Origin of the sequence: Sporosarcina sp. FSL K6-3457, assembly GCF_038007285.1 — a bacterium.
In the GTDB taxonomy this organism is placed as follows: Bacteria; Bacillota; Bacilli; order Bacillales_A; family Planococcaceae; genus Sporosarcina.
The window spans coordinates 117,495-143,754 of record NZ_JBBOWX010000002.1 but is presented as its reverse complement, the minus strand read 5'-3'; the positions used below and the strand labels follow the sequence as shown (position 1 = coordinate 143,754).

The window sequence follows — 26,260 nt, the reverse complement described above, 5'->3', positions numbered from 1 at the left end:
TCATTCCTCCCGAATTGTGACAGTCCTTTGTCCATCAAATAAATAAAGGACCATTTCTTTTATCTCTATTTTTAAAATCGCTTCAATTGCCTTTTTGTACAAATTCAATTGAATACCGTAACGCTGCTGCATTTCAACATCCACGCCCTCATCAGAGCTATAGCGACCAACAACTTTATCGGTTTTATAATCCAACAACACCCAACCATCCTGTTCTTCGAATAAACAGTCGGCGATTCCTTGCAAAATTTGATAATCACCCTCTGCATCACTTTGCGCATAGGTAAATGGCAATTCACGTGACACTTGCTTAGCATTTTGCAATCTTACCGCAATCGGTAGTTGGAAAAAATGTGCAACGGATTGGGCGTCTACCACCTTCGCCTCTTCAGCCGTCAGCAACTGTCGCTCCACCAATTTCATAATCAGTTGCGCAATATTTGCAGCAGTACATTCTTTTTTGATATCAACATGCTGCATAATGGTATGCATAGCCGTTCCGATTTCCGCAGCAGACAATGCACGCGACTGCATAAATGCTGGACGCTCATGCAAGTAGGCTGTACTCACCTCATCGCTTGTTGGCACGACAGCTAGTTCATCCGCCTGCTGCTCAAGAATCGCCAAGCGTTTCAATTCACTCACCGTTTGCTTAGATTTTTTCAATACAGAAGCCTCGAAAAGATACTTCGTATCAAAACGGCGTTTCACTTCTGCTAATAAATTAGCATCGACCTCTTCAAAAGCTAGCACATCTAACGTTCCATCGCTCTCTACAGTCGTTTCCTCAATTTCCGTCAGCAATGAAGAACTCGGAAACGCATCAATCTGCCAGACAGAAGGATCATCCATTAACTGTCCACCCGGAATCCCACCAAATTTTGCAAACGCCTGATGCCTCGCAACAGCCGGGCCAATCCAATCCAAATAACCATTGGCGCGTGACCTAGTATACTCCGGCAGCTTCAACTCAGGGTCTATTAACTGCGCATCCTGCCATTTACCAATCGATTTCTCAATATCCTTAACCGACGCAATGATTTCCAGATGCTCCTTGGCCCGCGTCATCGCGACATAGAGCACACGCATCTCTTCCGAACGCATTTCGAGTTCTTTCTGTTCTTTCATCGCGAGAAACGGCAACGACGTATACGTAATCCGATTATCCGGGTCAATGGCTTTCACCGCAAGACCAAAATGCTGGTCAAATAAATACGGCTCATTGAAATCCATCTTATTAAATTTCCTTCCCGCCCCTGCAATGAACACATAAGGAAACTCCAATCCTTTCGATGAATGAATCGTCATAATCCGTACAACATCTTCCTTATCACTCATCGAACGAGCAGCACCTAAGTCATCTCCCCGTTTCGTCATCCGATCCACAAAACGCAGGAATCGGAATAATCCACGGAACGACGTCTTTTCATAATCGATGGCCCGATCATGCAGCGCACGTAAATTGGCCTGACGCTGTTTGCCATTCGACATCGCACCGACCATTTCATAATAATGCGTATCGGCATAGACCTGCCAAATTAATTCGGACAAAGAACCACGTCGTGCCAAGTTACGCCACTCTTCAAACTGCATGAAAAAGCGCTGTAATTTTTCCTGCGTGCCACTCGCTACACCCGCTCCGCCTGTTCGCACAAAACGCTTCAACGCTTCAAAAAATGGCTCATTTTTCCCAGCCAGTCGGATTTGCGCCAATTCATTTTCCGTCATGCCAATAAACGGCGAACGCAATACTGACGCCAGCGGAATATCCTGATACGGATTATCGATGACACGCAAGGTGTTCAACATAATCATCACTTCAAGCGCATCGAAATAACCACGCGACAATTCCGCGTAAATCGGAATGCCTGCCAATTTAAACTCCTCTACGATTTCACCTGACCATGTCATCGACCGCATCAAAATAACGATATCCCGATATTCCATCGGACGTTTTTTACCACTAAACGCATCGGACACTTCAGCACCTGACGCCATCAAATCTTGAATTCTCTTAATCATGAAGCGTGCTTCTGCTTGTGAACTTTTCAAGCTTTGTCCGGCTTCCTCTGACTCTTCCTCCTCTTCATCATACAGTAGTGTCAAGCCAGCTGTCACAGCCTTGTCAGGGTACTGCGCTCCATATTTCAACGCCGCTGCGTCATCATAATCGATTTCTCCAACTCGCGCGCCCATCACTTGTGCAAAGACAAAATTCGTTGCATCCAGCACTTCTTTACGACTGCGAAAATTGGCATTCAAGTCGATTTTCAGGCCTTGATTGCCATCCCCCTCTGTAAACCGGTTATATTTCCCAAGAAACAACATCGGTTCCGCCAGACGAAAACGGTAAATCGACTGCTTCACATCGCCCACCATGAACAAATTGCCATCCTGCTCTCCGCCACGCTTAATCAGCTGAATAATTGTTTCCTGTAATAAATTCACATCCTGATACTCATCGACGAGTACTTCCTCAAAACGCTTGCGGTAATCCTCAGCGATATCAGATGCGACTAGCTGACCATCCTGTTGCTGCGATAAAATACGCAGTGCGTAATGCTCCAAGTCAGAGAAATCGACAATGCCACGGTCAATTTTTAACTGCTCGTAACGTTGACCGAAGTCCACAACTAGTTCAATGAGCGTATGCATCGTCGGTGCCATCAAACGAATTTCATCGAGCAAACGGGCTGGTGTTCTTGTGAAATAGGATTCTTTCACTGTATTAATAATCTTTTTCACCGCATCTCGCAGTGCTTTCGCTCGCTTGGCCAGCTCTTCATCACATGAATCTTTGCGGATCGTACCTGCTTTGACCCATTTTAACGAACCGAAAAATTCATATGTTTCCTGCCATGTACCTGCTGACATGCGTCGCATCGCTTCATTTATCCATAGTAGATCGGCTTCTGCCGTAGCGGCAAGTGGTTCTGGTCCATCCGGCATCATCGCAATTTGGTGCATATCGTTCGTCAGTGCTGCCGCTTCTTCCAGTGAATGGCGGATAGCCATTTTGAGCGGCTCCATAAAGGATAAATCGTCAATCGTAGTCGTTTCTTCAATCGCATATTGCTGCGGAATAAGGCGCAACCATTGCTCCGGTGATGGATGGACACGCGAATAGTCGTACAGTCGATCAATAAGCGTTTCAATCGACTGATCATTGCGATCTGATGTAAAACTATCTGCCAAACGGTACATGGCATCAGGATTTTCCGCACTATAAGCATCCTCTAATACATCCCCAATTGTATCGTCACGCAATAATGCCGCTTCCGTACTATCGGCAATGCGGAATCCAGGATCGATATCAAGTAAATAAGCATACTGCCGGACGACATTTAAACAGAACGAGTGCAAAGTAGAAATCTGTGCTTTATTTAATAAATTCAGCTGCCTACGCAAATGAACGGACCCCGGTTTTTCCGCGATTGCTTCTTCTAAAGCCTCCGCCATCCTATGCCGCATTTCTGCAGCAGATGCGTTTGTAAACGTCACAACTAGCAGTTCATCGACGTCAATCGGATTTTTTTCATCCAATACTTTTTCAATCATTCGGGTGATTAAGACCTTTGTCTTACCCGAACCAGCTGCTGCGGACACAAGGATATCCTTCCCTGTCGCCCAAATGGCCTTCCACTGGGCATCCGTAAAGGTCAGCCCCTCAGGTTTCACGGGTATGTGCATCTCCTGTAACCTCCTTACGCATTTCTTCAAGAGACGATTCGGTATCCATTTCGGCATACGCTCGGTGTTGTTGTGTCGGATCTGTCGGATCGAATTGACAAACAGAACGATAAGAGCAAAATTGACAAGGCATCTTATCCCGCAATTTGTACGGGTAAACACGCGTGTCCCCCGCAAGCATAGCGTTTCCTGCCTTCTGGTGGCGCGTTCGCACATAGGAGCGCATCATTTGTAAATCATCGGAAGTTAATACCTTCGACGTTTTCGCAAAGGTGCCATCCGTTTTAATGGAAGCAGGTACAATGGCAGAAGACCTGCCAATATCCGCATCCATGCCAATGACAACGTCCTGATTATCCAACAAATAGCCTCTCATCTTATACGATTTTGCAATTTCAGCTTCAAGTAACGCCGGTGTTAATTCCGAACCGGAACGAATCATTGGGTTGTGGATATGCATGTATAAGACCCCGGCAGGATCCGCGTGAAAACCGAGCCATTCGTCGGCGTTTTCAAGCGCAACATCAAGGTACGTCATCATTTGCAGTGACAAGCCATAATATACTTCCGTCAAATCAAGGCTGCGTGCCGATGATTTATAATCGACAACACGCACATAGTTTTTGCCGCCAATTTCTGAGGCATCCACTCGGTCAATGCGCCCCCGTAATTTCATTGAATCACCGCGGCGTAACGGAATTTCAAGCGCCGGCAACTCTTCGCCTGGTCCAAAAGCTGCTTCGATGGCAACCGGCCTAAACACCGTTGCTTTGGCCTGCGTGCTTAGCGAATAAATTGTGCGCTGAATAATATGCATCAGCTTGCGTTTTATATAAACATAACGACTCGTTGACAATAATATTCGATTGAAAAAATACGGTGAAATATCGTCAACTGCCGCCCTCGCCAGCTGCCAGCACTCTTCGCGCGTCAGCTCCGCCCACGATTTCCCCAAACGCATCGTTTCATCTGATACCCATTTCAACGCCGCGTGGAATAAATCCCCAATAGCCGGCGCCTCCAATGTAAACTCCGTCCGTTCTCGCAAGCCGAGTCCAAACGACGCGTAATGTTGGAATGGACAACTATAATAGGACTCAATACGTGACACACTGGACACAAATGATTCCCCGTATAAGCCGGTCGTCAACTCAGGATGTAGGCGATCCGTTTCGTTTTTAGTATTCATCGGACGAATAATATGACTAAACACAGAAGACCAATACGGATCTTCCTCATAATAAGCCATGACTGCACGCCATTCGCGCTCGACACTTCCCGTGCTTTGTGCTTCTTTTAATTTCATCGAAGCATAAGGTAATGCCGCGCGTGGATGACTAATATAATCAAATGGATCGGCATCTGCCGGCAATTCAGACGGATCTGTTACCGCAAATCTCGTTTCAGTACCAGGGAGCAGCTGTTGGATTCTTGCGCTGTATAATGATGGTATAAGAGCTTTTCCTTCTTCATCTGCAACCGGATAGGATACAAAGAGTTTTTCGCGCGGCGCAGTAAACGCCCGGTAAGCCATATACGTTTCGTCCATCAGCTTCATTTTCGAAGTTGGTGCCAGCTCAAAACCAATGTCCGTAAACCACTCGCGATCTGCGTCGGACAATAATCCTTCATTATCGACACGTTGCGGCATGACGCCATCACTGACGCCGATAACGAACACCGCATCGATATTCATTAAATTGGACACTTCGACATTCGACACCGTCACTTGATCGAGCGACGGCGGAATACGCGCAAATTCAAGCGAATCGAAGCCTTCATCTAAAATACGCGCAGCTTCCTTTGGATTCATATCCTTGTCGCCAAACATCAGCACAAACTGATCTAGCACATTGATCCAGCCATTCCACGCCTGTTCATGCTCCGTTGCACGCAACAGACGCCCTGCCCGCTCTTCCTCAGCACGCAAATCGATGATTTTATCATAGACATGCAGCTTTTCCATTAATATAAAAAGGGCTTCCGCTACATCTCGACCACTTATCGAACCTTTTAGTCGTTTTTCAAACGTAGCAAGCGGTTCCCGTATTTCATCACGAACAACATGCAATTCCTTCTCCATCGCACGCTCTTCATCGGTTTGGACATCGCTATACAATTCCAATCCACGATACTTTTTCACGCGCCAACGGCTATCATCAAACCAACGCTGACCGTAAATACCATGCGCCAAGACGTAATTTTCAAGACGATCCGCCCGATCGCGCCACAGCAACTTATTTTCTCGGTGTGGGAAAAAGAGATCCGTCTTCACCGCACGAAATACCGACTCATACGACCAGCCCGACGTCACCGCTTCTAATATAGATCGTGAAAACTCAATAAGCGGATGATGCAACATCGGCTTTTTCTGACTGATAAATACCGGAATGTCATACTGCGGAAAAATCGTTTCAATCAATTCATCATATTTTTCAGGCTGTCGATATAAAATGGCAATATCCTTATAGCGTTTCCCTGCCAACATCAATGTGCGAATCTGGCGCGCCACTGCGCGTACTTCTGCACGTCGATTCGCCGCTTCAATGAGGACTATATGGCCTTCCGACTGTTTGACTTGCGCTGGATAATGATCAAATTCCGCTTCGAAGTGCTGAAGGTCACTATTCTGAAAACGTTGCGCTTTTGCTAGATAAACATCTTCATCCACATCAACCGATTCAACGCGTGCTAGTTCCCGCAATTTCAGTGATGTCTTGACCGGATTGAAAAATAGTTCGTGATCTGCAAAACCAGCATGCGCGCCTTCCATCGGCAACACAACCGTTACGCGCTTGGCATGCTTCATCAGCTCTGTGACAATTTCGTATTCCCTTGTCGTAAAGTTTTCGAAACCATCCAGGTAGATGTCCGCCCCTTGTAACAGCTCCGAATGGTTAATTTGTGCGGCTAAAAGGGCCAGATGCCCTTCACTATCGACAAAAGTCGTCCCCAGCTTTTCTTCAATTTTCGTCAGCAACAGCGACAAATCACTCGCTTTGTCGAGCAATGTCCGCGGTGCACTGGCGGCCTCAAGCTCGTCGTAGAGATTACTCATCGTTTCGTGATCCAGACAATAACGGCTAAACTCCTTCAATAAATCGCCAATCATTTCCGTAAATCCTCGTTTACTCGCCGCCTGACGGAACAGCTTAAACTCGTCCCGATTGTCTTCCAACACACTGCGTACAAGCATCCGATAACCAAAGCCATCCACTTCCTTACGCGTAATACCACCTGTTTCCTGTAGTACGCGCCAAGCCAATCGTTTAAACGTCAACACTTGCGCACGAATAATTCCTTGCAAGCCATAATTGACGGCTAAACTATGCTCCATCGCAAACGACATCTGATCCGGTACGATGACCACAATTGGTGCCCCCACTGGATTGTCGTCAAGTTCTTTGGCGATTTCCTGCTGAATGAACGTCGTTTTTCCTGAGCCTGATCGCCCGGTTATAAAACGTAATGACATGCTAGTCCCTCCTTTTTTCTGAGATGTTGTATGTATACAGTCTTTCTTTCTATTGTACAGAAAGTTTAGAGTGGGAGGTACTGATTTGGAGATGGAATTTTATCTTGTTGTTTATATAGCGTGGCAGTCGTTTCGCGAGTGGATGGCTTCGTTGCGCGGGGGAATGCACTTGTTGCGCGGGTGCATCGCTTTGTTGCGCGCGGGGACACACTCGTTGCACGGGAGCATCGCTTCGTTGCGCGCGGAGACACACTGGTTGCGCGGGAGCATGCCTTCGTTGCGCGCGGAGACACACTGGTTGCGCGGGAGCATGCCTTCGTTGCACGCGGGGACACACTCGTTGCGCGGGTGCATCGCTTCATTGCGCGCGGAGACACACTCGTTGCGCGGAAGCATGCCTTCGTTGCACGCGGAGACACACTGGTTGCGCGGGAGCATGCCTTCGTTGCGCGCGGGGACACACTCGTTGCGCGGGAGCATGCCTTCGTTGCGCGCGGGGACACACTCGTTGCACGGGAGCATCGCTTCGTTGCGCGCGGGGACACACTCGTTGCGCGGGAGCATACCTTCGTTGCGCGCGGAGACACACTCGTTGCGCGGGAGCATCGCTTCGTTGCGCGCGGAGACACACTGGTTGCGCGGGAGCATGCCTTCGTTGCGCGCGGGGACACACTCGTTGCGCGGGTGCATCGCTTCGTTGCGCGCGGAGACACACTGGTTGCGCGGGAGCATACCTTCGTTGCGCGCGGGAACACACTGGTTGCGCGGGAGCATGCCTTCGTTACGCGCGCACACTGCTTGTCGCGGGAGCATCGCTTCGTTGCGCGCGGAGACACACTGGTTGCGCGGGAGCATGCCTTCGTTGCGCGCGGGGACACACTCGTTGCGCGGGTGCATCGCTTCGTTGCGCGCGGAGACACACTGGTTGCGCGGGAGCATACCTTCGTTGCGCGCGGGAACACACTGGTTGCGCGGGAGCATGCCTTCGTTACGCGCGGAGACACACTGCTTGTGCGGGAGCATGCCTTCGTTGCGCGCGGAGGCACACTGGTTGCGCGGGTGCATCGCTTCATTGCGCGCGGAGACACACTCGTTGCGCGGAAGCATGCCTTCGTTGCGCGCGGAGACACACTGGTTGCGCCGGAGCATGCCTTCGTTGCGCGCGGGGACACACTTGTTGCGCGGGAGCATGCCTTCGTTGCGCGCGGGAACACACTCGTTGCGCGGGAGCATGCCTTCGTTGCGCGCGGAGGCACACTGGTTGCGCGGGGACATGCCTTCGTTGCGCGCGGAGACACACTCGTTGCGCGGGAGCATGCCTTCGTTGCGCGCGGAGACACACTCGTTGCGCGGGAGCATGCCTTCGTTGCGCGCGGAGGCACACTGGTTGCGCGGGGACATACCTTCGTTGCGCGCGGGGACACACTGGTTGCGCGGGAGCATGCCTTCGTTGCGCGCGGAGGCACTAATTTTATCCAAAAAAAGAGCAAAGGATGACTCCCTGCTCTCTTCTTCCACACAATGATTAGGTTTTTATGTTACTGGCCAACGTCCGGCACCCGAAGTCCGGAAAGTGTATCAAGTTTTTATGTTGCTCGCCAACATCCAGCACCCGAAGTCTGGTAGGACTATCACGTTTTTACGGTGCCTAATCATCACCAGTATACTGCTCACAGGAACTCCTGAAATGTCCTGTTACTCTTAGTATATGCAATTTAGCGGATAATATATGCAATCATAATCCATCAAAAATAATTCGCTCAGGATGCGTATATAAGTTAAAGGACTGCCCGCGAATAAACCCAACGGTCGTAATGCCGAGTTCTTCTGCTAATGTCAGCGCTAACTCAGTAGGCGCCGACTTAGAAAGCACAATTTCACAGCCGATTTTCGCCACCTTCAATAAAATCTCTGATGAAATTCGGCCACTGAACACAATCACTTTATCTCGAACAGAAATCTGATGCTTCAAACAATGCCCGTAGATTTTATCCAAAGCATTGTGTCTGCCAATATCCATCCTTGCCAGTACAATACCTTCCGAATTACAAAGTGCTGCATTATGAACACCGCCCGTCTTATGAAACATCTCCGCTGACTCCTCCATTTGATTCATCAAGAAAAAACAATCTTCAGGTGTCAAAGTCACATGTGTTTCCGTCATTCTTTTGGCTGTCAATGCATCATTCGCAAAGACAAATCCCTGGCGGCTCATTCCACAACATGACGTGATATACCGCTTGCTCACTAGCTTTTCGTAGAAGGGGTACATTTTCTCTGTCTCAATATGAACAATGCCAGCTTCTTGCTGCACGTGAATACTTGTAATGTCTTGATACCTCGGAATAACGCCTTCCGATGCCAAAAAACCAACCGCCATATCCTCTATGTACTCCGGCGAGCAGACGATGGTGGCAAATTCCTGTCCATTAATATAGATTGTCACAGGATGCTCCGTCACAACATGAACTTCCTGTTCCACACGCTGCCCCTGCGTATATTGAACAACTATCCGCCTTTTATCCAACTCCATCCGCCTCCCCTCCTTTTTTCAATAATCTAAAAATATATTGTAGATTCATTTGCTATCTATTATACTTGAAAGTAGAGATAATCCTACACTGTTCGCAAACGCCCCACTATGAAAGTGCACGCATTAAGTCGGTGTATTTTTTTCATAGTGGTTTTTTAAACAAAAAGCGCTGGAAGACTCGAGCGGCTGGCGCCCGAAGTCTAGACACCAATTAATCAAAGGAGGTGCCCCTATGTTTATCAAAATCAATGATACGAAATTCAACTTTAAAGAAGGTCAAACGCTAATTGAGCTCATCAACCACTATCAATTTTCCCACCCACAAATTTGTTACCTACCAGAAGTTGACCCGATTGAGACGTGTGATACCTGTATTGTTGAAGTCAATGGACAGCTTATGCGGGCTTGTTCTACAAAAGCTGTTACCGGAATGGATGTACAGCTTTCTTCTGCACGTGCCAAGGAAGCGCAGACGGAAGCAATGGATCGGATTCTTGAAAATCACCTGCTGTATTGTACCGTATGTGACAACAACAATGGCAATTGCAAAATACATAATACGGTCGATTTGATGGAAATTGAGCATCAGAAGTACCCGTTCGAGCCGAAATGTTCTACAAATGAAGTCGATTTTACGCATCCATTTTATCGCTACGATCCAAACCACTGTATCGCTTGTGGTCAATGCGTAGAAGTATGTCAAAGCTTACAGGTCAATGAAACCTTATCCATCGACTGGGAACGAGATCGGCCGATTGTGTTATGGGATGGCGGCGCAAAAATTAACGATTCATCCTGTGTCGGCTGTGGTCAATGTGTCACCGCATGTCCATGTAATGCGTTGATGGAAAAATCTATGCTCGGTGAAGCTGGATTCATGACTGGACTGAAAGAGGATATCCTGACGCCGATGATTGACCTTGTCAAAAATGTAGAGCCAGGATACAGCGGTATTATGGCGATTTCAGACGCGGAATCAGCGATGCGTGATACGCGGACAAAGAAAACGAAAACAGTTTGCACATTTTGCGGGGTTGGCTGTTCATTCGAAGTATGGACAAAGGATCGGAAAATCTTAAAAATCCAACCTGTTTCCGATGCGCCCGTCAATGCCATTTCAACTTGTATCAAAGGGAAATTTGGTTGGGATTTCGTCAACAGTGACAAACGGTTGACCACACCACTTATTCGCAAAGGAGATGCTTTTGTCGAAGCTACGTGGCAAGAAGCACTTGACCTTGTCGCTCTCAAACTTGGCACGATTAAAAAAGAGCATGGTAAAGAGGCTGTCGGCATTATTTCCTCATCCAAAATTACCAATGAGGAAAACTATGTCATCCAAAAGCTCGCACGCCAAGTGTTTGAAACAAATAACGTTGATAACTGTTCACGCTACTGCCAATCTCCCGCGACAGACGGTTTATTTCGCACAGTCGGTATGGGTGGAGATGCCGGAACCATTAAAGATATTGCCAAAGCAGGCCTTGTCATTATTATTGGGGCTAATCCAGCTGAAGGACATCCCGTTCTCGCCACTCGTGTGAAACGTGCACATAAGCTGCATGGACAAAAGTTGGTTGTTGCTGATTTACGGAAAAACGAGATGGCTGAACGCTCTGATATCTTTATCAGTCCTAAGCAAGGAACTGACCAAGTGTGGCTGATGGCGGTCACAAAATATATTATCGATCAGGGTTGGCATGACCAATCGTTTATTAATGAAAATGTACATTACCTGGAAGACTTCAAAGAAGTTCTTTCAACATATACACTCGACTATGCCGAAAAAATCTGTAACGTGTCCAAAGAAATGCTAATTAAAACAGCTGAATTGATTCGTGACGCGGATGGCACTTGTATTTTATGGGGCATGGGTGTCACGCAAAATACAGGCGGCTCGGATACTTCCGCTGCTATTTCCAATTTGTTGCTGGCAACAGGTAATTATCGTCGTCCTGGAGCCGGTGCCTACCCACTTCGTGGACATAATAATGTGCAAGGTGCTTGTGATATGGGGACTTTACCAGGCTGGCTGCCGGGCTATCAGCATGTTACAGATGATGCGGCGCGTCAGAAATTTGAGCAGGCATATGGCGTAACAATCGACGATAAACCTGGGCTCGATAATATTCAAATGCTCCACTCCATCGATGACGGCATCATGAAGGCGATGTACATTATCGGTGAAGATATGGCACTTGTCGATTCCAACGCCAACTATGTACACGATGTGCTAGCGAAGCTCGACTTCCTTGTTGTCCAGGACGTTTTCTTTTCAAGGACCGCACAATATGCCGATGTCATTTTGCCGGCAGTGCCATCGCTTGAAAAAGACGGTACATTTACCAATACCGAAAGACGGGTGCAGCGCTTGTACCAAGCACTTCCCGAACTCGGCGATGCCAAGGCAGACTGGTGGATTGTGCAAGAAGTGGCCAATCGTCTCGGTCAAAACTGGAACTTCAGTCATCCGGGTGATATTTTCGCAGAAATGGCTAGTCTATCGCCCCTGTTCAGTCAAGCGGATTATAGTGTAATGGAGGGCTGGGATAGCTTCTTATGGGGCAATTTGGATGGCTCCAGCACACCGCTACTCTATAAGGATGGCTTTAATTTCCCAGATAAAAAAGCACGCTTTGCACTGTCTGACTGGGTAGAACCTGTTGAATTCCCGATAGAATATGACCTTCACATTAATAATGGGCGTTTGCTAGAGCATTTCCATGAAGGCAATCTGACGAATAAATCAGAGGGCATTCAAGAAAAAGTGCCTGGAATTTTCGTTGAAGTGTCACCTGAACTCGCCAAAGAACGTGGCGTATTAAGCGGCTCACTCGTCCGACTCATCTCCCCGTACGGTGCATTGAAACTGCCAGCACTCGTAACGGACCGTGTAAAGGACAATGAATTATTTTTACCAATGAACTCAGTAGAAAAAGAATCTGCCATTAATTTTCTAACTGGACCTGCCGTCGATCAACGCACGAATACACCTGCTTTTAAACAAACGATGGTACGGATGGAAGTCCTTCGAAAAGACGGAAAAAATCCACTGCCTGCATCCAATCCACGTAACAAAGAACGACATCCACAAAATGGTGTCGAAGTGAAACGGAAATGGGCACGTCCAGGCTATGTTCACTTAACTGATCACAGGAAGGAAAGGTGATAATCGATGGCGATACCGATTACTTCTATTAAAAAGAATGAGTTATCACCAGAAGAAATCAAACAGCAGAAATTAGCAGAGCTCCAATCCTTAATTGCCGAACAAGATCAGGCGCTCAATAAAATATTCGAAATCACTGGCGAGCTAGATGATGCTGGAATCTTCGATGCACTGCAGGCGATGATCAAAGCAAAGGAAAATCTAGCACAAATTGCTGTCGACCAAGCTTCGCGAGAACCGGTTACCAATCTTATTAACCATGTGTTAAAAGCAACCGGCGTCCTGTCATCCATCGATCCTGCTGTAACGGAAAAACTGGCTATAGGTATCAAAAAGGGGCTTGATGAAGCAGAGCTCTATAGAGAAAACGGAGAGAAAGTCGGTGTTTACCAATTCATGATGGCCTTAAATGACCCCGACATTAACCGCGCTGCCAAATTCGGACTCGATTTCTTGAAAGGGATGGGGAAAGAACTTGGCAAGGAATAATCTTGCAGTAATTATCGAAGCGACCAATCTAAGTTGCTTCGATTTTTTTATTTGAGGGAACTGGGATACGAATTGACAGAACTCGGCTACCTGACCGATGAACTGAAACACCTATTAGTAAACTCGAACACCCCGGGGAAACTGGGATACCTATTTGCGGAACTCGACTACCTATTCGAGAAACTGGAACACCTACTTTGCAAACTCGAACACCCCGGGGAAACTGGGATACCTATTTGCGGAACTCGACTACCCATTCGAGGAATTAGAACACCTACTTTGCAAACTCGAACACCCCAGGGAAACTGGGATACCTATTTGCGGAACTCGACTACCCATTCGAGAAACTGGAACACCTATTTTGCAAACTCGAACACCCCAGGGAAACTGGAATACCTATTTGCGGAACTCGACTACCCATTCGAGAAACTGGAACACCTACTTTGCAAACTCGAACACCCCGGAGAAACTGAACTACGGATATGGAGAACTCGGCTACCACTTTGGCGAACTGAACTACCTTATTTACAAACTCAACTACCAGCCACTCACCTAAACAAAAGACTACCCTCAATCATTCCCCAACTCACGGAAAATAACGAAGAATAGCCAGTAAGAAAAACACCTATCATTTTTCATCCACATGATTCGCTACTGCACGAAAATCGGCTTCCACTCTGGCATTCAATCGATTTTCAAAAGCTTTGCCAACAAGCCATAGCAAAATAATGATGAGGATGACAATAATCGTACGAATCGGCTGTGTCAGCAGTGCCTTTAAATCATAGCCGATATAACTAATCGTGAAAATCATCACCAGTTTTCCAGCCATCAACGTTATTAAATAATACGTTTTCTTCATATTGGACAGAGCTGCAACCAGATTGACAAGGGCAGATGGCGTAAATGGAAAACAAATGAGAAGGAACAATGGACCAAAGCCATTACGATCGACCCATTTAATTAATTTCTGAACGCGTACTTTTTTCGTCAAAAATCCTAGTAATCGATTGCGACCATATTTCCGAATAAGCAAAAATACGGCATATGAACCGACAACGGTTCCTGCCCATGACAAAATAAAACCATACCAAAGTCCATATGCGCTAGCATTTGCGAAAACAAATACGAACAACGGCAGGAACGGCAAAAAAGACTCGATGAATGGCAATAACAGTCCAATGAACGGTCCTAGTGCTTTATAATGTTGTGCCAATCCAACAATTTTATCGACATCTAGCCATTCATTCATCCCAAACACCTCCACAAAAAACTACCTATTACTCGGAATTCTCTTCTATCTATACCCATTAAAACACGGAATTATAGTATAATCACAGGAAACCTATAGAAAGATGTGACAATATGGAGAATAACCAGTTTTCAGCCGGATTGAAAGCCGGCACAAGTATCGCCATCGGCTACTTCCCCGTTGCGCTCACATTTGGACTCCTTGCGAAAACAGCGGGTTTGTCCATCGTCGAAGCAACGGCGATGAGTATTTTCGTCTATGCTGGCGCAGCGCAATATATGTCGTTAAGTTTGATTACATATGGTGTCGATCCGCTATTAATCATCATGAATACATTTGTCGTCAACATTCGACACTTTCTTATGACGGCTTCGCTTAACGAAAAGATGCAGCCTGCCAAGAAGTCGGTCAAAGCTATCTATGCTTTTGGCATTACGGACGAATCATTTTCCGTACTCGCGACAAGTAAAAAAGGCAAAATTCCAACCGCCTTTGCATTTGGTGTGGCGCTCATTGCCTATGGAAGCTGGGTTATTTTCACCGCCATTGGGCATGTCATCGGCGCCAATCTACCGCTTTTTTTACAAGCTGCGATGTCTATCGCACTCTATGCCATGTTCATCGGACTGCTCGTCCCTTCTATGAAAGGCAACCGAAAAGTAGTCATGCTGGCAGGCGTAGCGGCGGTTACCCATTGCTTGTTGTACTTCCTAGGCGTCTCAACAGGCTGGTCTATTTTAATCGCAACATTGGTCTCTTCTATTTTAATCGAAGTTGTTTATGCAAGACGTGGTAAAGTAACTATGTATAGCCAAAAGGAGGATGCATAATGGGACCAACTTATTGGTGGATGCTCTTTGGCATGGCACTCGTGACGTACATACCACGCATGATTCCGTTGACATTTTTGGATGGTAAAGAATTGCCACCTATCGTATCAGGTGTTTTGCGAAATATTCCCTATGCCGTCCTCGGCGCACTTATTTTCCCGGCAGTATTGTTCGTGCAGGAAGGCAATATTTTATTTGGCATCATTGGTGCTGGGGTTGCGTTTTTGATTGCGATTTTGGGAGGCGGCGTTATGTCCGTCGTTCTCGGCACAATTGGTGTGCTTGCTGTGTATAGCTTGTTTATGTGATATTTCATTACTGAACAAAAGCGCAAGCACCTGTTCAGCCCCGACAAGTAGGAAGGATGAAGTTCAATCCTTCCCTGCTGGAGGGCTTGAAAGTAAAGGTGCCCTTTGCCTTTACTAGCAAGACCGAAACGACCCGAGTCCCTAGGCGCTGGAGCCTAGACGAGACATCACATTATTTCAACTTATCCACAGTACGAGATTTTATAGTTTCCCAAGCAACAAAAAACCGCTCCCTCGAAATGAAGGAGCGGTTCGTATTTTATTCATCCTTAGCGTGTTGCCGGGCTTTAGTGACCATACGTGTCGCATACCAGAAGCCCACCGTTAGTGACAGCGCGTCCGCCACGTAAAGCAGCCAATTATGCGTATAGCCCGCATAGACCGATGCAGCGATTAGAGCAACCGTCAAAATGAGGCCGACGATATGGTGAAAGGTTACCCGTGTAAAAAATATAACAAGAAGCCCTGGTAGTAAAAGAGCTAACATCAATTTTGTTTCAAATGACTCCATGGCAAACATTCCTTCCAGAGCTCTGGTTTACCGCACGACGAGAAGACCCAATCGATGATGATCATGCCTGTAAATCACTTGCTGCATCAGCCGCACTTCCCCATTACGGTCAATCACCTGCATACGGCAATGTGCAGCATTGATCTGAATAGCATCGTACAGCTCTTTCTCATTGTTAACTTGAATTCCATTGACAGTACGAATACATTCTCCGGCAATCAGGCCCATTTTCTCTCCTGGCGAATTCGGTAAAATCCCCGCAATCATCACTCCCTCTGGATGAGGTGCAGCGATAAATCCACCTTTCCGTTCACGAAGCGAAGCGACAATCGAAATAATCGCCCGGCAGCCCACGCCTATCACCAACGCAGCCCACCCTAAAATAGGTTGCCACATTGCCGCAAGACCTAGACAAATAACAGCAATACCTGTCCATCCAACCGCACGACCTATTTTGGGGAATAAAACATCTGGATACATCGAACGTGCCACTTGCGAAAATCCGATAATCACTGGGATTGGAATAAAACTGAACGCATTTCCGCCAAGTGTAAACTGTGGCCAATAAGGGACATAAGCTGAAATCATATCCCCTGGAATAACAAATACAATCGGCAATAGCCAAAGTCGTTTCACCTTAAACACTGCAGCTCGCAGCCCACGCTTCGTCTCCAATAGAAAGGGTGACGCATACTTCGTAGCATAGCGGCCAATAAGCAGCCCCTCTGCAACGAGCAATAACCCTGCAATCACTGGAATCGTGATAGCCAATTCCCCAAGCAAGTCCACTTGTCCCGGACTCCAACCCCGGAATGTAAACGCACTCGCGTATTCCCCCATAACATAAAGTGCAAAAAAAGCGACAGCTACAAAATAGATGGGCGAAGCTATTTTATAATAAAAAGAAACAAGCCCGACAAGCGCTGCCATCGTAAACAGAACAAGCCACCCCGGATCAACCAACAACCCAGCCCCGGAAATCACTATAGACAGCACAAGCGCATACAACCACGACTCCGAAAGAAGCTGCTTCAACTCCGTCAACCCAGGTAACAAGCGAACCTTGAAACTCCGTCGCTCACGTTTCACACGAAAATACCCTAAAGCAACAGCAATGATAAGCACCACTATGAATAAAGGATTTAAGAAAAATAGTGCAACTGCCTGTAACACATCAAACAGTATGTTCTCGGACACGAACCATCACCATCCAATCTCCCATAACCTTATTTCTTTTCATTGTATCAAAATAATGAGAGTCAATGTAAAAAAATCTCTGAAACTATTCGGATAAATGGAAAAGCATAAGGGTAAAGTCAAGCTGTCAGGGATAAATCCGGAAACTGTAAGGATAAACAGCGAAACTGTAAGGGTAAAACAGCAAACTGTCGGGGTAAAACCAAACTCTCAGGGTATATCCGGAAACTGTCAGGATAAACAGCGAAACTGTCAGAGCAAAACAGCAAACTGTCGGGGTAAAACCAAACTCTCAGGGGATATCCGGAAACTGTAAGGATAAACAGCAAAACTGTAAGGGTAAAACAGCAAACTGTCGGGGTAAAACCAAACTCTCAGGGGATATCCGGAAACTGTCAGGATAAACAGCGAAACTGTAAGGGTAAAACAGCAAACTGTCGGTGTAAAACCAAACTCTCAGGGTATATCCGGAAACTGTAAGGATAAACAGCGAAACTGTAAGGGTAAAACAGCAAACTGTCGGGGTAAAACCAAACTCTCAGGGTATATCCGGAAACTGTCAGGATAAACAGCGAAACTGTAAGGGTAAAACAGCAAACTGTCGGTGTAAAACCAAACTCTCAGGGTATATCCGGAAACTGTAAGGATAAACAGCAAACTGTCGGTGTAAAACCAAACTCTCAGGGAAATCCGGAAACTGTAAGGATAAACAGCGAAACTGTAAGGGTAAAACAGCAAACTGTCGGGGTAAAACCAAACTCTCAGGGGATATCCGGAAACTGTCAGGGCAAAACGGCAAACTGTCGGGGTAAAACCAAACTCTCAGGGGATATCCGGAAACTGTAAGGATAAACAGCGAAACTGTAAGGGTAAAACAGCAAACTGTCGGGGTAAAACCAAACTCTCAGGGGATATCCGGAAACTGTAAGGATAAACAGCGAAACTGTCAGGGTAAAACAGCAAACTGTCAGGATAATCCCCTCAAAAAAACTCCCAGCATATCGCTAGGAGCACCATTTTCATTTCTCATTCATCTTATAATGGATATATCCAAGCGCCATTTGTAGCTGATCATCATGTTGACGCTCATTCCGGAATGCTTCCACTTTCCCTTTCAACGCCGTGAAAAACACCCGATCCATACTTTCGTCTGCTTTCACTTTCGCATCGACTCGAAATGCATGGACAGCCTGCGCCGTCGATTCGTCAAAATAGCCGTCTTGCCGGCCTACACTATACCCAAGACCCGCTAGCAAGCGCTGGCCATAGGCAATATCATCGTGGAAATCGCCATCTTTATACACTTCCGTCACAAGCCTGATATGCTCAACAAACAACTCATTTTGTGTAACTTCAAGATCCGCCTTCACACCTTTACCATGAATCCACTGCTCCTTTGGCGTGAGCCATTTATGGGTCGATAGCTTCATCTCCCCGCCATTCGACAACTCCGTAATATCTTGGACTGTCCCTTTACCAAAACTCGTCGTCCCAGTAATATAGCCTCTTTTTAAAGCTTGCAACGCACCGCTCAACACTTCACTCGCCGAAGCACTTCCCTTATCCTGCAGCAACACAATCGGCATGTTCATCAGCTTTTCATCATAAGCATATTTATCTGACTTCTCCGTCACAAGTGGCGTCAATGCCCCTTTGGCATCCTGCATAAAGGCGAAGACCGTATCCTCTGGCAATAAACTGCCGGCAATGTCTCCAACCGTATGCAAATAGCCTCCTGGATTGCCGCGCACATCAATAATGAGCGCCTCTGCACCTTCTTTAATAAGCTTATTCGTCGCCCTCTCCCACTCTTTTGCACTTTCTTCGGCAAATTTCGTCAGTGATATGTAACCAATCTTCACGCCCCGCACTTCCATTATTTCAGTCGATACCGTCTTGACTGGAATCGCATCACGCATAACCGCCACTTCCAGATGTTTATTCAAATCGGGCCTGTAAATCGTCATCGTCACCGTTGTCCCTTGCTTGCCTCGAATACGTTGCACAACGTCCTGCAACGAATCGCCTTCCAAGCGCTCACCATCAATACGAACAATTTCGTCATAAGGCTGCAATCCAGCTTTTTCAGAAGGAGAACCTTTCACTGGTGCAACGATGATGAATTTCCCATTTGACCTCGTCACCTCAGCACCAATGCCAATGCGCTCACCCGCAAGCGATTCGCGATGTGCCGCCGCCTCATCCTGCGACAAATACGTTGAATACGGATCGCCAATGACATCCGCCATTCCGCGCAAGGCCCCTTCAATCAGCAATTCTTGATCAACCGGATAAACCCCTTTGTCCCTAATAACACCTAGCGCCTCATCAATTACCGGGAACGTACTCGCCGTACCCGTCCCTCGCTCTTCATTCGCCCCACAGCCATCCAGTATTAAAAAAACACCTGTCGCCATAACAGCTAAAATTACAAATAGCAAAAACCGGCTTCTCTGCATAATGCAATGTCCCCTCCTCCGTCCACTATATGAACAGCAAAGCAACATTACGACACAGAAAACCGGCTTTCTTCACTCCAAATTATTCACAAGCTCTTTCAATTTCTTCTCATCCATCGGTCCAACAATCTTATGGGCGATGGTTCCGTCTGTTTCAATCATATACGTCGTCGGAATGGTCATGACCTGATACTGATCCATCACAATGCCCTCATTGTCCATTGGAATCGGGAAGGTCAGCCCATATGCCTCTATGAATTTCTCGACACCGCCAATCCCCATCTTCTCAGTACTCATCAAATTCACCGCAAGTATTTCAACATTTTCCTTCTTACTATTTTTCTTATAATACTTCTGCATATGCGGCATTTCTGCCTTACAAGGGCCACACCACGATGCCCAGAAATTCAGCACCACTTTCTTGCCCTTCAAATCCGACAGCTTTACCACATCACCGTCAAGCGTCGATAATTCAAAGTCTGGCGGTGTAGCCCCTTTTTCTAATCCAGGCTTCTCATCCAGCGCACTAAAATCTGGTCCAATCAAATACTCATCCAACGGCTCCGTTTTCTCCAAATTCGACTTCACCATCATCACAACCATCGAACCGATAAGCAGGACAGTAATCATATAACCAATCATTTTCTTATTCACGTCTGTTCCTCCAATCTAACGCTATGAAAAAACAACCTATTAATAAAGTTGTCATGAATGGCGTCCCAACAAGCCCAGCCGGCTGCCATACTGCCACAAAGACATGAACCGCCATGAACAACCAAACAAATGGCAGAGACCCATCACTTTTTATCCAATAAAATAATGCAAACAACACAAATGCGACGACAGTCACGATTTGCACAAGCAACTGGCCATCATTCAACAAAACCATCATCACCTGATACACGGTCTGCACAGCAACTGCACCTGCCACAAGAGCTTGAACTCCCTCTGCAGCAAGCCGCCCCTTTTTCCTATCCAATGCAACCTTACCTGCTATAAACACAAGTCCAAGGTAAAACCCAACAACCCCTCCATCGAAATAAACCAACGACAGCGGTGAACGGATAATCGAACTAAAATCAGTAAGGACAACACTTAACTTCCAGACGATGACCACATAAAAAAATGTATCTGATAAGGTTTCTGCATGCTTTTTTCCATACCAAACCCGGACTGCACTATATGCGACAACGAATGCCACAATGAAAGCAATCCAAGATGACGGAATAGATAAATTTACAACTGTAAAATAATTTGTCACAAGCATTTATAGTGTACCCCTTCTACTATGTATACCTTATATGCTAGCGGATATGACGCGCGAAGGCGACTTTTTTGCCCTCGTTAAGCAATAAAAAGGCCCGTCATCTGTAGACGGACCTTCCTATTTATCAAATAGTTAAAATGAAACATAACGTAACGGATTGACAGCACTTGGACCACTAGCGGACCAGTTGCCGACGTGGATTTCGAAATGCAAGTGAGGTCCTGTCGAACGACCCGTATTCCCCATCGCTGCGATATACTGACCTTTATCCACCTCTGTACCAACGCTAACAGCAATTGTAGACAGATGCGCATAGACCGTTGTAAATGTCTGACCTTCGATTGAATGCGTCACCATCACAACATTACCATATGTGCTCAATGGGCCCGCATAGGAAACAACACCATCAGCTGCCGATACAATCGGCGTTCCAATCGAATTGGCGATATCCGATCCACGGTGTTGACGGCTTATACCACCTAATGTACGCCATCCAAATGACGACGTGTAGCGACCATTTGCAGGCTTCGTCCAATTGCCACTTGACACAGATGGAATGCTTTGACTTGTATTATTTTTAGCTGCTTGCTGCCTCGCACGCTCTTCAGCAGCTTTCTTTTCTGCTGCTCGTCGTGCAATTTCAGCAATCCTTTTTTGCTCTGCTGCAATTTGGCGCTGAAGTGCTTCTTCTACCTCAACTACTTCATCAAGCTCTGTTTCAAGATGATCCTTCTCATCCTTCAACTTCGCCTGCTCTTCTTCCAACTGGTCAATCAGCTTATTCTTGTCCTGCTTCTTCACCAATAAAGAAGCCTTCAAGCCCTCGAGCTCCTGCTTACTTACTTCTTGCTTAGCTAACTTGTTTTCGACGAGCGCCTTTTCATTCTCAAGCTGCTCAACGTCCTCAGCCTGCTGCTTCATAATTTTACGATCCGCATCCATCAGTGTATTTACAGCAGAAAATCGGTCAATGAAATCAGCAAAACTATTAGCACCTAGAAGCACATCTAAGTAACTGACTTTTCCTCCCCTGACTTGCATCGCACGAACTCGTTCCCGTAGCACTTCATCTCGCTCTGCAATTTTCTTTTCAAGCTCAGCAATAGATATTTGCAACTCATCAATTTCTACCGTTGTCTGATTGATTTGATCGATGACCCGATTAATCTCTGTATTCGTATGATTAATCGAGTCGTTCAACTCTTTAATTTGCCTGAAAATCTTGTCTATTGTAGATTCATTCGTTTGGATTTCAGCTGTTTTTTGTTTGATATTTTGATTCAATTCATTTTTCTTCTGCTCTGCTTCTTTTTTTTCTTGTTTCAAATCACTTAACGGGCTTGCTAAAACTCCCGCTCCACTTAAAACCGTAGTTAGGAAAAGAATGGCGATTGTACTTAACAGCAACCACTTAGATCTCATCAACTTCTCCGTTCCCCTTTCACTCTCTTAGACCTTAAGAAACTTACGAACTGACATAAAGCTACCCCACATGCCTATAAAAATACCCATGAATAAAATCAAACCATTCAATTGGTAGATAAACGGCATCGTATTCAACAATTGGAACAGTTCTCCTTTTAATCTAGGTTCCCAATATTCATAGAGATTGTAATAGGCTATGGAAATGAGAATCATCGGAGTGGCTGCACCTAAAATACCTAGCCAAATCCCTTCCAATAAAAATGGGACACGTACAAAGTTATTCGTTGCGCCTACCAATTTCATAATTTCGATTTCTCTTCCTCTCGCAACAATCGTAATACGAATCGTATTCGATATGAGGAACATCGCTGTGAACAGCAATGCCAAGATAAGAACAAGCCCGACGTTACGGCTTGCATTCAAAATACTGAAAAGCTTTTCTACTTTACCTTCGCCGTACTCCAATTTATCGACATTGTCGTATGTACTAATTTTCTTTGCAATTTCCGCAGTTTGCTGTGGATCCTTTGCCTTCACAAACAACGCATCACCAAGTGGATTACTTTGTTTATATAAACTAAGTTCAGGCCCCATCGATTCGATCAAATTATTTAGTTCTTGATCCTTCGAAGATAAGACGACTTCAAGGACACCTTCTGTTGAGGTAATCTGTTGTTGTAGCTCCTTCACTGCCGCTTCGTCCGCCACAGGATCTGCCACTACTTTAATTTCCACATCATTTTCAATATTTTTCGCTAATTGATTTAAATTCATCATTATGACGATAAATACGCCTACAAGTAACAGCGTGACCGTTACAGCACTCACTGACGCAAATGTCATCCAGCTGTTACGCCGAAGGCTTTTCAAGCTTTCTCGTAGATGCCTACCAAAAGTCCTAACCTTCATAGCCGTACTCACCTCCGTATTCATCCCGGGTGATAAGTCCGCCTTCCACTACGATAACTCGATGCCTTATTGTGTTCACAATTTCCCTATTATGGGTAGCCATGACAATTGTCGTACCACGAGCATTAATCTGTTCGAAAATCCTCATGATTTCCCATGATGTTTCAGGATCTAGGTTTCCTGTCGGCTCGTCCGCAATTACAACTTTTGGCACGTTAACGATTGACCGAGCAATCGATACACGTTGCTGCTCCCCACCTGACAATTCATTAGGAAACATCCGTGCCTTTTGCGTTAGCCCAACAAGTCCAAGGACATCATTCACTTTTTTTCTAATTTGTGCGGGTGACTCCTCGATGACTTCAAGGGCAAATGCCACATTCTCATAAACATTTAATTTCGGTAGTAGTTTAAAGTCTTGGAAAACAACACCAATTTGACGACGCAAATAAGGCACACGCTTATTGCGCATTGTCGCAAGGTTAATGCCGTTGATAATGATTTCACCGCTAGTCGAAGCTTCCTCACGATACATCATTTTGATGAACGTCGACTTTCCGGCACCACTTGGTCCAACTACATAGACGAACTCGCCTCTGTTAATTTCAATATTAATACCATTTGCTGCAACAACACCATTTGGATACTGCTTGTACACATTTTTCATCACAATCATTCTAAAACCACCTGAAAATAAATTTCCCTCTTTTTATCCAACAAACCTATTATAGCATGAATAAGAACTGCCGGCATTACAGTTGTGTTTCAATTGGACTTGGCAATAAACCTTGGTAATCCTATATATAAGTACTATTCTCACATACAAAAGTCATGACTGAAAGACTACTTCATTGTCTTATTCGACCTAAACAAGAAGAATCCTCTATTATTCAATAAGCCGTCTGTAATTAAGGAGAATCTTCTGAAGTCTATAAAGTTTGATCATTTGAAAACAAAAAAACCGTTCAGGCATGAAGCTTAACCCAAACGGTTTCATTTTCAAACTTATTTTTTCTCAGCAAGCCATTTCGCTACAGCTGTAGCATCTTCACCTTTGATAAGTCCACCTGGCATTCCACCTTGACCTTTTTCAATGACTGTATGAATTTCATCTTCAGACATACGTGCACCGATGTCGGCTAGTCCAGGCGCATTCCCTTTTCCTTCAAGGTTACTGCCGTGACATGCGATACAGCTGCTTTTCACAACAGCCTCTGCGTCAACAGATGCTGTTGCACCATCTGTAGCTGGCGCTTTTTCCGCTTTGTCACCGCCACATGCTCCAAGGACAAGAACAGCTCCGAATACGACTGCTAAAAGTTTGCTCTTCATTTTCTTCCTCCTCTGTAAATTGATACATTGCATATATAAGTATACCAAAACTATCCGCGGATTCAAAAAGCTTCCGTGGTTGAAGAATCCATTTATAGCTTTAAATCATGTGAAACACTGTAAAATCAAGGGTTCATGAATTGTTCCAAATTTGTGAACACGATATTTTTTCCTATTATGCAATAGCAAAATGTCTCTCTCATTTACTATACACCATTTCCATGTTTCTAAACCCTTAACAAATAATTTATTTTGATCAAAAGAAAAAGCACACCGCAAAGTGTACTTCTTCCCCAAACCAACTATTACGAAATGCGTGAACGCAAATATGCATTAATGAATAAATCGATTTCGCCGTCCATCACTGCACCAACATTCCCTGTTTCCGCACTTGTCCGGTGATCCTTCACCATGGAATACGGGTGGAAAACGTACGAGCGAATCTGACTACCCCAACCAATTTCTTTTTGATCGCCTCGAATTTCAAGAAGACGTGCCTCCTCTTCTTCGATTCTAATCTGGTAAATCTTCGCTTTCAATAAATTCAGCGCACGCTCACGGTTTTTGATCTGTGAACGCTCGGTTTGACACGTCACAATCGCACCCGTCGGAATATGTGTCATACGTACAGCAGAATCCGTCGTATTGACGTGCTGACCACCCGCACCGCTTGAACGGTACGTATCGATTTTGACATCTTCCATTTTAATTTCTACATCGACGTCACCTTCAAATTCCGGCATGACTTCGATAGAAGAAAATGACGTATGACGGCGGCCAGATGAGTCAAATGGTGAGATTCGAACAAGACGATGCACGCCTTTTTCTGCCTTCAAATAGCCGTAAGCATTATGCCCTTTAATGGACAACGTCACCGATTTCACGCCCGCTTCGTCACCCGCTTGGTAGTCGAGTGTCTCCACTTTAAAGCCACGGTGCTCTGCCCAACGTGTATACATACGTAACAGCATTGATGCCCAATCCTGAGACTCCGTACCACCAGCGCCTGAATGAAGTTCAAGAACTGCACTATTTTTATCGAATTCATCACTTAACAGCATTTGCAATTCAAATGCCTCTAGCTTCGTTTTGAATTCCTTCAATTCGGCTCCAAGCTCTTCTTGCATCTCCGCATCAAATTCTTCACGCAATAATTCAAGTGTCATTTCCAAGTTTTCCTGCTCGTCGGTTAGCTCTGTATAGTCGCCAACAATGTCTTTCAACGCCTTTGATTCTGAAATCACTTTTTGCGCACTATCCTGGTCATTCCAAAATTGTGGATCCAGCATAATTTCATCAAACTCTTGGATTCGTGCCTCTTTGTTTTCTAAGTCAAAGAGACCCCCTAAAGTCCGCTAATTTCTTAGCTGATTTGTCTAGCTCATTACGTACATCGGATAATTCCATCATTGTT

The 26,260-nt window shown here is 45.7% G+C and carries 19 protein-coding genes; 4 read left to right on the top strand and 15 right to left on the bottom strand.

Annotated elements, in window-relative coordinates:
• The 4 genes from addA to fdhD all read right to left on the bottom strand — a co-directional run bounded on the left by addA (window position 1) and on the right by fdhD (window position 9,698).
• Window positions 1-3,690 carry a helicase-exonuclease AddAB subunit AddA gene (gene addA / locus N1I80_RS22675; RefSeq protein WP_340740244.1) on the bottom strand — a complete coding sequence of 1,230 codons (3,690 nt, stop codon included), beginning with the start codon at window positions 3,688-3,690 and terminating at the stop codon, window positions 1-3.
• The gene (gene addB / locus N1I80_RS22670) at window positions 3,668-7,165 is read right to left on the bottom strand and encodes a helicase-exonuclease AddAB subunit AddB (RefSeq protein ID WP_340740243.1); all 3,498 of its coding nucleotides are present in this window, start codon (window positions 7,163-7,165) and stop codon (window positions 3,668-3,670) included. Before addB ends, addA begins: the two co-directional genes overlap by 23 nt.
• A gap of 111 nt (window positions 7,166-7,276) precedes the next feature.
• Window positions 7,277-8,566 (bottom strand): hypothetical protein, encoded by a 1,290-nt coding sequence (locus N1I80_RS22665; protein ID WP_340740242.1) that lies wholly within the window; start codon window positions 8,564-8,566, stop codon window positions 7,277-7,279.
• A 334-nt stretch (window positions 8,567-8,900) separates the two neighbouring features.
• A complete protein-coding gene (gene fdhD, locus N1I80_RS22660) occupies window positions 8,901-9,698 on the bottom strand; it encodes a formate dehydrogenase accessory sulfurtransferase FdhD (RefSeq protein ID WP_340740241.1) in 798 nt (265 codons plus the stop codon).
• Window positions 9,699-9,930: 232 nt separating this feature from the next.
• Here fdhD and fdhF point away from each other — a divergent pair, with 232 nt between their 5' ends.
• Together fdhF and N1I80_RS22650 are read left to right on the top strand one after the other, a co-directional pair.
• Window positions 9,931-12,867, top strand: a complete 2,937-nt coding sequence (fdhF, locus tag N1I80_RS22655; protein WP_340740240.1) for a formate dehydrogenase subunit alpha — start codon at window positions 9,931-9,933, stop codon at window positions 12,865-12,867.
• A 6-nt stretch (window positions 12,868-12,873) separates the two neighbouring features.
• Window positions 12,874-13,356 carry a DUF1641 domain-containing protein gene (locus N1I80_RS22650; RefSeq protein WP_340740239.1) on the top strand — a complete coding sequence of 161 codons (483 nt, stop codon included), beginning with the start codon at window positions 12,874-12,876 and terminating at the stop codon, window positions 13,354-13,356.
• A 628-nt stretch (window positions 13,357-13,984) separates the two neighbouring features.
• Here the strand turns inward: N1I80_RS22650 and N1I80_RS22645 are convergent.
• Window positions 13,985-14,608 (bottom strand): TVP38/TMEM64 family protein, encoded by a 624-nt coding sequence (locus N1I80_RS22645; protein ID WP_340740238.1) that lies wholly within the window; start codon window positions 14,606-14,608, stop codon window positions 13,985-13,987.
• A 113-nt stretch (window positions 14,609-14,721) separates the two neighbouring features.
• Between N1I80_RS22645 and N1I80_RS22640 the strand changes: the two genes are divergently transcribed.
• Window positions 14,722-15,438 carry an AzlC family ABC transporter permease gene (locus N1I80_RS22640; protein WP_340740237.1) on the top strand — a complete coding sequence of 239 codons (717 nt, stop codon included), beginning with the start codon at window positions 14,722-14,724 and terminating at the stop codon, window positions 15,436-15,438.
• The gene (locus N1I80_RS22635; protein WP_340740236.1) at window positions 15,438-15,746 is read left to right on the top strand and encodes an AzlD domain-containing protein; all 309 of its coding nucleotides are present in this window, start codon (window positions 15,438-15,440) and stop codon (window positions 15,744-15,746) included. The genes N1I80_RS22640 and N1I80_RS22635 overlap by 1 nt, the downstream gene beginning before the upstream one ends.
• A 259-nt stretch (window positions 15,747-16,005) precedes the next feature.
• On the opposite strand, the gene N1I80_RS22630 is transcribed toward N1I80_RS22635, so the two are convergent.
• The 10 genes from N1I80_RS22630 to prfB form a co-directional block, all read right to left on the bottom strand.
• Complete coding sequence (locus tag N1I80_RS22630) at window positions 16,006-16,257, bottom strand: CsbA family protein (protein ID WP_340740328.1); 252 nt, start codon at window positions 16,255-16,257, stop codon at window positions 16,006-16,008.
• Window positions 16,258-16,284: 27 nt separating this feature from the next.
• A complete protein-coding gene (locus N1I80_RS22625; RefSeq protein ID WP_340740235.1) occupies window positions 16,285-17,454 on the bottom strand; it encodes a PDZ domain-containing protein in 1,170 nt (389 codons plus the stop codon).
• A 1,019-nt stretch (window positions 17,455-18,473) separates the two neighbouring features.
• On the bottom strand, window positions 18,474-19,913 hold the full coding sequence (locus tag N1I80_RS22620; RefSeq protein ID WP_340740234.1) for a S41 family peptidase: 1,440 nt from the start codon (window positions 19,911-19,913) through the stop codon (window positions 18,474-18,476).
• A 72-nt stretch (window positions 19,914-19,985) separates the two neighbouring features.
• Window positions 19,986-20,567 (bottom strand): peroxiredoxin family protein, encoded by a 582-nt coding sequence (locus N1I80_RS22615; protein ID WP_340740233.1) that lies wholly within the window; start codon window positions 20,565-20,567, stop codon window positions 19,986-19,988.
• Window positions 20,560-21,180: a hypothetical protein gene (locus N1I80_RS22610; protein WP_340740232.1), complete on the bottom strand. Its 621-nt coding sequence runs from the start codon at window positions 21,178-21,180 to the stop codon at window positions 20,560-20,562. Before N1I80_RS22610 ends, N1I80_RS22615 begins: the two co-directional genes overlap by 8 nt.
• A gap of 132 nt (window positions 21,181-21,312) precedes the next feature.
• Window positions 21,313-22,602, bottom strand: coding sequence for a murein hydrolase activator EnvC family protein (locus N1I80_RS22605; RefSeq protein ID WP_340740327.1), 1,290 nt, complete (start codon window positions 22,600-22,602; stop codon window positions 21,313-21,315).
• Between the two features lie 27 nt (window positions 22,603-22,629).
• On the bottom strand, window positions 22,630-23,514 hold the full coding sequence (gene ftsX, locus N1I80_RS22600) for a permease-like cell division protein FtsX (protein ID WP_340740231.1): 885 nt from the start codon (window positions 23,512-23,514) through the stop codon (window positions 22,630-22,632).
• Complete coding sequence (gene ftsE / locus N1I80_RS22595; protein ID WP_340740230.1) at window positions 23,504-24,190, bottom strand: cell division ATP-binding protein FtsE; 687 nt, start codon at window positions 24,188-24,190, stop codon at window positions 23,504-23,506. The genes ftsX and ftsE overlap by 11 nt, the downstream gene beginning before the upstream one ends.
• A gap of 329 nt (window positions 24,191-24,519) precedes the next feature.
• Window positions 24,520-24,846, bottom strand: a complete 327-nt coding sequence (gene cccB, locus N1I80_RS22590; RefSeq protein WP_340740229.1) for a cytochrome c551 — start codon at window positions 24,844-24,846, stop codon at window positions 24,520-24,522.
• 305 nt (window positions 24,847-25,151) lie between these two features.
• Window positions 25,152-26,253 (bottom strand): peptide chain release factor 2 gene (prfB, locus tag N1I80_RS22585; protein WP_340740326.1). Its coding sequence is split into 2 segments (ribosomal slippage): window positions 25,152-26,180 and window positions 26,182-26,253, totalling 1,101 coding nucleotides; the frame shifts between segments, so codons are not numbered across the junction.
• Window positions 26,254-26,260 lie beyond the last annotated feature (7 nt).

Bases quoted from the DNA above. Each gene is read 5' to 3' on its own strand.
- addA (WP_340740244.1), bottom strand. From the start codon at position 3,690: ATGCACATACCCGTGAAACCTGAGGGGCTGACCTTTACGGATGCCCAG.
- addB (WP_340740243.1), bottom strand. From the start codon at position 7,165: ATGTCATTACGTTTTATAACCGGGCGATCAGGCTCAGGAAAAACGACG.
- N1I80_RS22665 (WP_340740242.1), bottom strand. From the start codon at position 8,566: ATGTCCCCGCGCAACCAGTGTGCCTCCGCGCGCAACGAAGGCATGCTC.
- fdhD (WP_340740241.1), bottom strand. From the start codon at position 9,698: ATGGAGTTGGATAAAAGGCGGATAGTTGTTCAATATACGCAGGGGCAG.
- fdhF (WP_340740240.1), top strand. From the start codon at position 9,931: ATGTTTATCAAAATCAATGATACGAAATTCAACTTTAAAGAAGGTCAA.
- N1I80_RS22650 (WP_340740239.1), top strand. From the start codon at position 12,874: ATGGCGATACCGATTACTTCTATTAAAAAGAATGAGTTATCACCAGAA.
- N1I80_RS22645 (WP_340740238.1), bottom strand. From the start codon at position 14,608: ATGAATGAATGGCTAGATGTCGATAAAATTGTTGGATTGGCACAACAT.
- N1I80_RS22640 (WP_340740237.1), top strand. From the start codon at position 14,722: ATGGAGAATAACCAGTTTTCAGCCGGATTGAAAGCCGGCACAAGTATC.
- N1I80_RS22635 (WP_340740236.1), top strand. From the start codon at position 15,438: ATGGGACCAACTTATTGGTGGATGCTCTTTGGCATGGCACTCGTGACG.
- N1I80_RS22630 (WP_340740328.1), bottom strand. From the start codon at position 16,257: ATGGAGTCATTTGAAACAAAATTGATGTTAGCTCTTTTACTACCAGGG.
- N1I80_RS22620 (WP_340740234.1), bottom strand. From the start codon at position 19,913: ATGCAGAGAAGCCGGTTTTTGCTATTTGTAATTTTAGCTGTTATGGCG.
- N1I80_RS22610 (WP_340740232.1), bottom strand. From the start codon at position 21,180: ATGCTTGTGACAAATTATTTTACAGTTGTAAATTTATCTATTCCGTCA.
- N1I80_RS22605 (WP_340740327.1), bottom strand. From the start codon at position 22,602: ATGAGATCTAAGTGGTTGCTGTTAAGTACAATCGCCATTCTTTTCCTA.
- ftsX (WP_340740231.1), bottom strand. From the start codon at position 23,514: ATGAAGGTTAGGACTTTTGGTAGGCATCTACGAGAAAGCTTGAAAAGC.
- ftsE (WP_340740230.1), bottom strand. From the start codon at position 24,190: ATGATTGTGATGAAAAATGTGTACAAGCAGTATCCAAATGGTGTTGTT.
- cccB (WP_340740229.1), bottom strand. From the start codon at position 24,846: ATGAAGAGCAAACTTTTAGCAGTCGTATTCGGAGCTGTTCTTGTCCTT.